The sequence below is a fragment of the Streptomyces sp. LS1784 genome (genome assembly GCF_020103755.1).
GTDB lineage: Bacteria > Actinomycetota > Actinomycetes > Streptomycetales > Streptomycetaceae > Kitasatospora.
Genome location: NZ_JAHSQD010000305.1, coordinates 1 through 9,927, shown reverse-complemented (window position 1 = coordinate 9,927; position 9,927 = coordinate 1). Strand labels below are relative to the sequence as shown.

The following is a 9,927-nucleotide window of genomic DNA, read 5'->3' as shown; positions in this document are numbered from 1 at the left end:
GCAGCTCCGCGTCCCGGCGGCGGCGCCGGGCCAGCACCACCCGCCGCTCGGCGGCCGTCAGCCCGCCCCAGACCCCGTACGGCTCCGGCTGGGCCAGCGCGTGTTCGCGGCACTCCAGCAGCACCGGGCAGCGGGCGCACACCTGCTTGGCCTGCTCCTCGCGCGACAACCGGGCCGCCGTCGGTTCCTTGGACGGCGCGAAGAACAGCCCCGCCTCGTCCCTCCGACACGCAGCACCGGTGTGCCAGGGATTGTCCTCACCCGCGGGGGAGCCCGCCGGGCCGCCCGGGGACTGCGGCTGCGGCCGGACGCCGGGACGGCGCTCCAGGACCTGCGCAGCGGCGACTGGCGAGGTGGTGCGGGACTCGATCGGATGCAGCACGGCCGTACTCCTGACGAGGCTCTGGACACGGGGAACCCTCGCTCCCCCGCCGGCCGCGAGCCCCCGCTGTCCAACCCCGGCACGGCCGCTCGGCCGCCTCCGGTGCGCAGCCGTCCAAGAAGCGATGTGCGGAAGGAACTACCCCGCCCGACCGCGATTCATGCACACTGCACGCAATCGGCTACGCAGTGCACAGGCCGCAACACCGAGCGCCCGACCGGGAGTTGGTCCCCGGCCGGGCGCTGCGCAGGTCAACGACGATCAGTCGGCGCCGAGTTGGCGGCGCACCCACTCCTTCAGCTTCTTGCCCCGGCGCGGCTTGGCCTCGCAACCGCCGAACAGCGCAAGGCCCTTGACCCGGACGACCGGAGCGTACGGGTCCGCCGCGGTCTGCTCCCGGACGTCGAAACCGCCGAAGATGCCGACGCCGGATCCCTGCAGGCTCACGTTCTCCGGGACCCGGACCTCGACCCCGCCGAAGATCGCCGTCACCGTGATCTCCACCTCGGGAGACTCGAACACGGCGTCGGTCAGGTCGATCTCCACCCCGCCGAACGCGGCGAAGGCGCTCAGGTGCGAGCCCACCCGCCAGCGGCCCTTGCGGGACGCGCCGCCGAAGATCGCCACCACCGTCGGGGACTCCTGGCGCGCGGGCGGCTGCGGCGGCCGCGTCGCCTGCGGGGCGTCCAACGGCTGCTTCTCGAAGGACAGCGGACGGGCCGGCAGGTCCCGGGTCAGCGGCACGAGGTCGCCGAAGGTCTTCGCGGCGTAGGCGGCCTCGATGCGTTCCGCGTGCTCGTCCGCGTCCAGGCGGCCCTCGGCGTAGGCGTCCCGCAGCAGTTCCGCGACCTTCTCGCGGTCGGCGTCGGAGACGCGCAGTTCCGCCTCCGCGACCGGCGCGTGCGGCCGCGGTGCGGTCTCGGCCCTGGCGTCGGGCTTGAGTTCGGGTTTGGTCATCGGTACGGGCGCCGGCACCGGCGGCTGCCCCGGGTCGTCGTGCGACGGCGAGTTGTCCACGGGGTCAGCCTAGTCGGTCGCACTCCCGCGCGAGTGAGCCCGGTCACGCAAGGCGGACCTGTCCGCATGCCGACTTCCACCGGGTCCTACCCTGGATGGTGCTTCGCCGACGCAGCCGGACCAACTGGACAGCTAAGGACCGCCCCCATGGCTCCCACGCCAGACTTCGAGTACAGCGACCTGCTCCCCCTGGGCGCTGACCCGACCCCGTACCGCAAGCTCACCTCCGAGGGTGTCTCCACCTTCGAGGCGGGCGGCCGCACCTTCCTCCAGGTCGAGCCCGAGGCGCTGCGGCTGCTGACGGCCGAGGCGATGCACGACATCTCGCACTACCTGCGCCCCGCCCACCTCGCCCAGCTGCGCCGCATCCTGGACGACCCGGAGGCCAGCCCCAACGACCGCTTCGTCGCGCTCGACCTGCTGAAGAACGTCAACATCTCGGCCGGCGGCATCCTCCCGATGTGCCAGGACACCGGCACCGCGATCGTCATGGGCAAGCGCGGCCAGAACGTGCTGACCGAGGGCGGCGACGAGTCCGCCATCGCGCGCGGCGTGTACGACGCGTACACCAAGCTCAACCTGCGCTACTCCCAGATGGCCCCGGTGACCATGTGGGACGAGAAGAACACCGGCAACAACCTGCCGGCCCAGATCGAGCTGTACGCCACCGACGGCGACGCGTACAAGTTCCTGTTCATGGCCAAGGGCGGCGGCTCCGCCAACAAGTCGTACCTGTACCAGGAGACCAAGGCCATCCTGAACGAGGCGAGCATGCTCTCGTTCCTGGAGCAGAAGATCCGCTCGCTGGGCACCGCGGCCTGCCCGCCGTACCACCTGGCCATCGTGATCGGCGGCACCAGCGCCGAGTTCGCGCTGAAGACCGCCAAGTACGCCTCGGCGCACTACCTGGACAACCTGCCGACCTCCGGCAACGCCAGGACCGGTCACGGCTTCCGCGACCTGGAGCTGGAGGCCAAGGTCACCGAGCTGACCCAGAAGATCGGCATCGGCGCCCAGTTCGGCGGCAAGTACTTCTGCCACGACGTGCGCGTGGTGCGCCTGCCGCGCCACGGCGCCTCGCTGCCGGTCGCGATGGCCGTCTCCTGCTCCGCCGACCGCCAGGCGCTCGGCAAGATCACCGCCGAGGGCGTGTTCCTGGAGCAGCTGGAGACCGACCCGGCGAAGTACCTGCCGGACACCACCGACGAGGCCCTGCTGGTGAGCGGCTCCGCCGCGGGCGACGCCGGCGTGGTGCGGGTCGACCTCAACCAGCCGATGCCCGCGATCCGCGCCGAGCTGTCCAAGTACCCGGTGAAGACCCGGCTCTCGCTCACCGGCACCCTGGTGGTCGCCCGTGACATCGCCCACGCCAAGATCAAGGAGCGCCTGGACGCCGGCGAGGGCATGCCCAAGTACCTCCAGGACCACCCGGTCTACTACGCGGGCCCGGCCAAGACCCCCGAGGGCTACGCCTCCGGCTCCTTCGGCCCGACCACGGCCGGCCGGATGGACTCCTACGTCGACCAGTTCCAGGCGGCCGGCGGCTCCATGGTCATGCTCGCCAAGGGCAACCGCAGCAAGCAGGTCACCGACGCCTGCGCCGCGCACGGCGGCTTCTACCTCGGCTCGATCGGCGGCCCGGCCGCCCGGCTCGCCCAGGACTGCATCAAGAAGGTCGAGGTGCTGGAGTACGCCGAGCTCGGCATGGAGGCGGTCTGGCGCATCGAGGTCGAGGACTTCCCGGCCTTCATCGTCGTCGACGACAAGGGCAACGACTTCTTCCGCGAGACCACCGAGGGCCCGCTGATCACCAACCTGCGCGTCCGCTCCAAGGAGTAGTCCCCCCGCGTCCCTCCACCGCCCCGGCCGCCCCTGCGGCCGGGGCGGTTCCCGTACCGGCGCGGCCTCCGGGTCACGCGTCGAAGTCGTACTCCAGGACGTAGGAGGCGGCGTCCAGGATCATCTCGTTGAGCTCGACGACCTGCCCCTCGTCGGCGAAGGCGGTGCGGCAGATCAGGATGACCGGGGTGCCGGCGGACAGTTCCAGGCGGGCCGCCTCCTCCGCGCCGGGCATCCGGGAGCGGACCTCCTCGCGGAAGTGCACGGGCTTGGCGCCGATCTCGGCCAGCCGGGCGTAGGTGCCGCCGGGGCCGGTGTCCTCGCGGGTGATCGCGGTGCCCGCGACCAGGACGGCGGGCAGGTAGGAGGTCGAGAGCAGCACCGGCTTGCCGTCCAGGACGAAGCGGCGGTGCCGTACGCACATCGGGGCGCCCGGGTCGACCCCGAGCACCCGGGCCACGTGCTCGGGCGCGCCCTGCTCGGCGACGGACACCTGGTCGACCACCAGACTGCGGTTGTCGATGTCCGCCGACCATATCGACCGGCCGGACCCCCACTGCCCCTGCGCCAGCCGCTGGATGCCGCGCCGGCGCAGCGGCCGGAAGTCCCGGACGAACACCCCGGCGCCGCGGCGCGCCTCGGCGATGCCCTCGCTCTGCAGCACGCCCAGCGCCTGACGGGCGGTCATCCGTGCCACGCCGTACTCGTCCATGAGGTCGTTCTCGCCGGGCAGGCGGTCGCCCGCGCGGTACCGGCCGGTGTCGATGGCCGCCTTCAGGGCATCGGCGATCCGTTGGTACTTGGGCTGTTTGTCGCCACTGCTGCCGGTCATCGCCGCTCCCTCTGCCTCGGACAAATCGTAGGCGCGCCCGCGGTCGCCGGTAAGGAGATACGACCGTTGACATCTCTAGAGATATTAGCTTCTCTAGAGATGCTGGCCAGTCGCCGACCAGAGCGAGGAGCAGCACCGTGAGCACCCGACAGCGAAACGCCCCGGCCTACCGGCCGCACGTGGGTGAACTCGTCCTCGACCGGAGGACCGGACGTACCGGCATCTACATGGACACCATCGGCGGCGAGCACTACCTGCGCCCCGAGACCGGCGGCCGGGAATGGACCACCGACCCGCACCAGGTCGGCCCGACCTCCGGGCCCCGCGATTCGGCTGATTGAGATCAGCACCGGGAATTTGCGGAAAAATCCACGCAAACCGTAACGCTCGGACCCGGACAATCGTCCCGATGAATCCGGAATTCCGGAACGCCCGGCGCCCACCGCCGGGCACGTTACGGATAACACCGGTCACCATGCGTGCACCGCGGGCGGGAATCGGCCACCGCTATCCACCCGCACACGAATTGGCGCGCGCATAACCAACAGCGCCCCCGTGCCCGGACGGGGGCACGGGGGCACTCGGCCGGCGCTGCTTACGGGTTGCCGCCGACGAGGGTCTCCGGCTCGTACGGACCGCCCGGCTTGCCGCCGGCCGGGCGGGCGGGCTCCTCTATGTACTGCCCCTCGTCTCCGAACGGGGCGTTCTCGAACGCGTCCTTCTCCGCGTCGGTCGGCGCGGTGTACTCGGCCGGGTTCGAGGACGCGGCCACCGCACCCTCGACAGCCTCGCCCGCCTCCACAGCGGCGGCCGGGGTGCCGATCTGCGCCGTGTTCTGGGGCGCCGACGGCTCCGGGGTCTCGCTCTGGTCGTTGGCCATTGGGCGGCCGCCTTTCGGTCATCAATTGTCTTCAGCCCGACCTCTGTGGCGCGGGCGCGCGGACAGTATCGTAGAGTTGATTAAATGTCCGATAAACGCCGTGCGACTTGCGGCGCCGTCCGGCAGAGTCGGGCGTCCGCCTAGGCTGAACCACCGCGGCGGACCGCCGAGCGCCCTTTCACGGAATCGACACCACAGGCCATCGGGGGACTTCATGGAGTTTCTGGAGACGCCGCAGGACCCTGCGCTGCGCTTCCAAGTCCTCGGTCCGGTCCAGGCCTGGCTCGACGGCAAGCCGCTCTCCCTCGGATCGCCACAGCAACAGGCCGTTCTGACGACACTTCTGCTGCATTCCGGACGTCCCGTCACCACGCAGGACCTGGTCGACGCGCTCTGGGGCGAGCGTCCTCCGGCCCAGGCGGTGGCGGCACTGCGCACGTACATCTCCCGCCTGCGCTCCGTCATCGAGCCCCGGCGCGAGGTGCGCCGACCCGCCGAGCTGCTGGTCTCGGTCGCCGACGGCTACGCGCTGCGCATCCCGGGCGAGGCCCTCGACCTGACGGTCTTCGAACGACTCTCCGCCGAGGCCACCGCCGCGCGCACCTCGGGCGACCGGCACCAGGCACACCGACTGCTGGTGGAGGCGCTGGACCTGTTCAGCGGCCGTCCGCTCACCGGCGTCCCCGGCCCCTACGCCGACGCCCAGCGGCTGCGGCTGGCCGAACGCCAGGTGGCCGCCGCGGAGGAGCTGTGCGCCGCCGCCCTCGACATCGGACTGCACGCCGAGATCGTCGGCGAGCTCAACAGCCTGACCGCCGAGCACCCGCTGCGCGAGCGGCTGCGCGAACTGCTGATGCTGGCGCTGTACCGCTGCGGCCGCCAGGCCGAGGCGCTCGGCGTCTACACCGACACCCGCAAGCTGCTGATCGAGGAGCTCGGCGTCGAACCGGGCGCGGGCCTGTCCACGATGCACACCCGCATCCTCGCCGCCGATCCCGACCTGGCGCCCCCCGCCACGGCTGCCCCCGCCGCCCGCGAGGAGGGTTTGGCCGCGCCGCCCGCACCGGCCCAACTCCCGGCGGACGTATCGGACTTCAGCGGCCGCACCGAGCTGGTTGGCGACCTCTCGACGGCCCTGATGAACGCCACCGGCCAGGCCGTCGTGGTGACCTCGCTGGCCGGCATCGGCGGAGTCGGCAAGACCACTCTCGCCGTGCACGTCGCCCACCGCGTCCGCGCCGAGTTCCCGGACGGGCAGCTGTACGTCGACCTGCGCGGAGCCGGCGCCTCACCCGCCGACCCGGTGGCCGTCCTGGGCGACTTCCTGCATGCGCTCGGCGTCGCCGAGAGCCCCGACTCGCTGGAACAGCGCGCCGCCCTCTACCGCTCGCTGCTCGCCAGCCGGCGGATGCTGATCCTGCTCGACAACGCGCGCGACGCCGACCAGATCCGGCCACTCATCCCTGGGGTCTCCGGCTGCGCAGTGCTCGCCACCAGTCGCTCCCGGCTGGCCGGCATCCCCGGCGCCCAGCTGTTCGACGTCGAGGAGCTGACCCCGGACGAGGCGCTGGCGCTGTTCTCGGCCATCGTCGGCGAGCAGCGGGTCGCCGACGAGCCCGAGGCGGCCATGAAGGTGATCACCGCCTGCGGCTTCCTGCCGCTGGCCGTCCGCATCGCCGCCGCCCGGCTGGCCAGCCGCCCGCGCTGGAGCGTCTCCGACCTGGCCCGTCGGTTAGCGGACCAGCGCCGGCGGCTGGACGAACTCCAGCTCGGCAACCTCGCCGTGGAGACCACCATCGGACTCGGCTACGGACAGCTGTCCGGGCCCGAGTCCCGCGCCTTTCGGCTGCTCGCCCTGATCGACTCCCCCGACATCCCGCTGGCGGCCGCCGCGGCGCTGCTCGGCGTGGACGAGTACACCGCCGAGGACCTCGCCGAGGCGCTGGTCGAGGCAAACATGCTGGAGTGCTTCACCCCCGGCCGCTACCGCTACCACGACCTGCTCCGGCTCTACGCCCAGCGGCAGAACGAGCGGATCGGGGACACCGGGGAGCAGGAGCGGGCGGTGCTGCGGCTGCTCGACCTGCTGATCCCGACCGTCCACAACGCGACCCAGGTCATCGAGCCGGACGACCCGCTGCCCGAGCTGCTCACCACACCCTCCTCGGCCGGGATCAGCCTGCCGACCAGCGGCTCCGCCCAGGACTGGCTCCGAACCGAGGGCGCCCTGCTGCTCAGCGCCACGGCCGCGGCGGCGGCCGGTCCGCGCGCCTTGCAGCACGCGGCGATCGACCTGCTGATCCTGGTGTACGGCCTCGGCCCGGACCCCACCCACGGCCCCCAGGGGCGGCAGATCCTGGAGACCATCGGAAACGAGGCGGAGCGCCGCGGCGACCGCGCCGCACTCGCCCGGGTCCACGTCGCCCTGGGCACCCTGCAGTCCGTCACCAGTGACTTCCAGGGATCCGAACAGTCGTTCCGCCGGAGTCTGGAGAACCAGGCCCCGGACGAGCCGACCTTCCTGCTCCTCGCCACGGCCAACATGCTGGGCGTGATGCTGAACGTCGGCAACCGTCCGGCCGAGGCTCTGTTGTTCTACGAACAGGCCCGTGCCACCAGCCAGGCCGTCGGCGCCCCCTTCCTTGAGGCGCGGGTGGTCAGCAACATAGCCCGGGCGCAGCACCGGCTCGGCATGACGGAGACGGCGATCCGGTCGGCCGGCGAAGGCGTTGCCGCCGCGCGCGAGTCCAAGAACGACACACTGCTCGCCCAGACCCTCTACCAGCTGGGCGTGGTGCTCTCCGGCATCGAGGCCGTCCCGCACCTGCGGGAGGCGCACGGGCTGTACCAGTCGCAGCAGAACCCCCTATGGGAGGGCTACACCCTGGCCCGCCTCGCCTCCGCCCTGCTCGTCGCCGGGCAGCACGCCGAGGCCGCCGAGGCGGCCGGTGCGTCGCTGGCGATCGGCCAGGAGTTGGGCTCCGCCTACTGCCAGGGCCTGGCGAACGCCGCACTGGGCGAGGCACTGTTGACGCTCGCCCAGCCGGCCCGTGGACTCGCCTGCCTCCAGGAGGCGCATGCGATCTTCACGCGGCTCGGTGTGCCCGAGGCCTCCCCCGTGGCGGACCTCATCTCCCAGCAGCACACCGAGCCCCTCTCTCCCCCCGCGCCGTAAGGCCTCCGCTCCCCCACGGAGAACCTCCCCCCGTTCCGCGCGTCGGCGCCCCCGCAGCCCCCCGGCTGCGGGAGCGCCCTCAACGCTTCCCCGGCGCTGGACTCCACTGTGCACCGGATCGATTGACGTTCAATAAACGTCGGGCAGTCCGCCTGCGGAGCGGCAAAACCGCAGGTCATCGACGTCACCCGGGCGCGCCGTCCGGCGTGCGGGGTCTCGCGCACAACCCTGCCCGCACCCTCGTGCTTCCACAACCCCGGCCACAACGGCCCAAGCACGGCGAGTTGGCCGGAAAGGGACCCCATGGCACAGTGATCGCGCATATTCTCAGATGCCAGTACGCACGAGTGTCTGCCGGAAACGCATCGGGGTGCGGTCCGTCCGTGTGGTGCGGAGAGCGTGACGTACCGCCACCGGCAGCGGCCCGCGGGGCCGCGGAGGAGCCACCGGAGGCCACGGGTGGAAGGGTGCCTCGCAACGTGACGACCGGACAGATATCCGACCCGTTCCCCGTCGGCGAGGACGCCGGCGACGACGATCCCGAGGTACGGCGGCGGCGGGCGGCCCGGGCACTGCAGGCGGTCGCCTTCGACACCATCGGCGCCGGGTACGGCGAGGCCTTCCCCGCCAAGGACGGACAGCTGGCCTGCGGCCGGCTGCTGCTCGCCCGGCTCGAACCCGGCGCCCCGGTGCTGGACGTGGGCTGCGGCACCGGTGACCCGACCGTCCGACAGCTGGCCGCGGGCGGTCTCCGGGTGACCGGGGCGGACCTCTCCGACGGGATGCTCGCGCTGGCCCGGCGGACCGCCTTCCCGGGCGTGTTCCCGCCGGTCTTCCATCGGATCGACCTGTACGATCTGGCCACCGAGCGCGCGGACCGGGTCTGGAACGCCCCCGAACTGGGGCCGGACGGCCGGGGCCGCTTCGCCGCGGTCACCGCTTTCTTCTCGCTGATCCTGCTGCCGCAGGACGAGATCCCGACCGTGCTCGGGCGGCTGCACGAACTCCTGCGGCCCGGCGGACTGCTGGCGCTCGGTATGGTCGAGGCGGACCTGGATCACGTTCCGCTTCCGTTCCTTGGCAGAGAGCTGCGGATCAGTGGGTATCTGAGGGAGGATCTGGAGCGGGTTCTGGTCTCGGCCGGCTTCGCCGTCGAGGAGTGCTCGGGGCATCCGTACGCACCGGCCAGTACCTCGCTGCCGCCGGAGGAACAGCTGTTCCTGTGCTGTCGACGCGTCGGCTGATCGAACCGGGACAGGACCGACCGCACCCGCGGCCGGTGCAACAGAACAGCTCACCGACCACACCGAATCCAGGACAGGCAGCCGTGCGCGACCAGCTCAAGACCGAGGCGGAGCAGCCGCCCGCCGTCCCGGGCCAGCGCCGTCAGGTCCCGGCCCCGACCTCGGCCCCGACCTCGGCCCCGACGGCGGCGGGCCCGGCTTCGCCCTCGGCCCCGGCCCTGACGGTGGCCCCGGCTGCGGCGAAGCGGGCCGGCGCACGGCCGGAGCGCACCGAGATGGCGGTCCGCCTGGCGTACCTCGACTCGGCGACCCGGCGGATCAACAGCGCCCTCGACCTCGCCGCGACGCTGCGCAACATCGGCCGGGTACTGGTCCCGACGCTCGCCGACGCCGCCGTCGTCCACCTGCGCGACCCACTGCCCAACGTCGAACGCGAGCCCGGCTTCCCGGAGGAGCTGCGGATACACCACAGCACCGGCACCCGGATCGGCCGGCGCGGCCGCCCGAGCGGCCTGGACGACCGGCGCCGCTCCCGCTACGGCGCCCGTTCGACCGCCG

Annotated in this window: 8 protein-coding genes and 1 pseudogene; 5 read left to right on the top strand and 4 right to left on the bottom strand. The window is 72.2% G+C overall.

All coding sequences use genetic code 11. The features are described 5' to 3' along the window. Both KS423_RS28305 and KS423_RS28300 read right to left on the bottom strand, forming a co-directional pair. A partial coding sequence (locus KS423_RS28305; protein ID WP_224282607.1) for a WhiB family transcriptional regulator occupies positions 1-328 on the bottom strand: 328 nt, incomplete at its 3' end. A 315-nt stretch (positions 329-643) separates the two neighbouring features. Next, positions 644-1,399, bottom strand: a complete 756-nt coding sequence (locus tag KS423_RS28300; RefSeq protein WP_224282606.1) for a DUF1707 domain-containing protein — start codon at positions 1,397-1,399, stop codon at positions 644-646. Positions 1,400-1,546: 147 nt separating this feature from the next. On the opposite strand from KS423_RS28300, the gene KS423_RS28295 reads away from it, so the two are divergent. Beyond that, on the top strand, positions 1,547-3,238 hold the full coding sequence (locus KS423_RS28295; protein ID WP_224282605.1) for a fumarate hydratase: 1,692 nt from the start codon (positions 1,547-1,549) through the stop codon (positions 3,236-3,238). 73 nt (positions 3,239-3,311) lie between these two features. On the opposite strand, the gene KS423_RS28290 is transcribed toward KS423_RS28295, so the two are convergent. Next, complete coding sequence (locus KS423_RS28290; RefSeq protein ID WP_224282604.1) at positions 3,312-4,070, bottom strand: GntR family transcriptional regulator; 759 nt, start codon at positions 4,068-4,070, stop codon at positions 3,312-3,314. A 137-nt stretch (positions 4,071-4,207) separates the two neighbouring features. Here KS423_RS28290 and KS423_RS28285 point away from each other — a divergent pair, with 137 nt between their 5' ends. Continuing rightward, positions 4,208-4,411 carry a hypothetical protein gene (locus KS423_RS28285; RefSeq protein ID WP_224282603.1) on the top strand — a complete coding sequence of 68 codons (204 nt, stop codon included), beginning with the start codon at positions 4,208-4,210 and terminating at the stop codon, positions 4,409-4,411. 254 nt (positions 4,412-4,665) lie between these two features. On the opposite strand, the gene KS423_RS28280 is transcribed toward KS423_RS28285, so the two are convergent. After that, positions 4,666-4,950 carry a hypothetical protein gene (locus tag KS423_RS28280; protein ID WP_224282602.1) on the bottom strand — a complete coding sequence of 95 codons (285 nt, stop codon included), beginning with the start codon at positions 4,948-4,950 and terminating at the stop codon, positions 4,666-4,668. Positions 4,951-5,164: 214 nt separating this feature from the next. Between KS423_RS28280 and KS423_RS28275 the strand changes: the two genes are divergently transcribed. The 3 genes and pseudogenes from KS423_RS28275 to KS423_RS28265 all read left to right on the top strand — a co-directional run. Beyond that, positions 5,165-8,125 (top strand): AfsR/SARP family transcriptional regulator, encoded by a 2,961-nt coding sequence (locus KS423_RS28275; protein WP_224282601.1) that lies wholly within the window; start codon positions 5,165-5,167, stop codon positions 8,123-8,125. 479 nt (positions 8,126-8,604) lie between these two features. Beyond that, positions 8,605-9,369: a class I SAM-dependent methyltransferase gene (locus tag KS423_RS28270; RefSeq protein WP_224282600.1), complete on the top strand. Its 765-nt coding sequence runs from the start codon at positions 8,605-8,607 to the stop codon at positions 9,367-9,369. 83 nt (positions 9,370-9,452) lie between these two features. Continuing rightward, positions 9,453-9,927: pseudogene (locus KS423_RS28265) on the top strand (hypothetical protein); the annotation flags it as partial.

Coding starts and splice junctions, on each gene's coding strand:
- KS423_RS28295 (WP_224282605.1), top strand. CDS start 1,547: ATGGCTCCCACGCCAGACTTCGAGTACAGCGACCTGCTCCCCCTGGGC.
- KS423_RS28290 (WP_224282604.1), bottom strand. CDS start 4,070: ATGACCGGCAGCAGTGGCGACAAACAGCCCAAGTACCAACGGATCGCC.
- KS423_RS28280 (WP_224282602.1), bottom strand. CDS start 4,950: ATGGCCAACGACCAGAGCGAGACCCCGGAGCCGTCGGCGCCCCAGAAC.
- KS423_RS28275 (WP_224282601.1), top strand. CDS start 5,165: ATGGAGTTTCTGGAGACGCCGCAGGACCCTGCGCTGCGCTTCCAAGTC.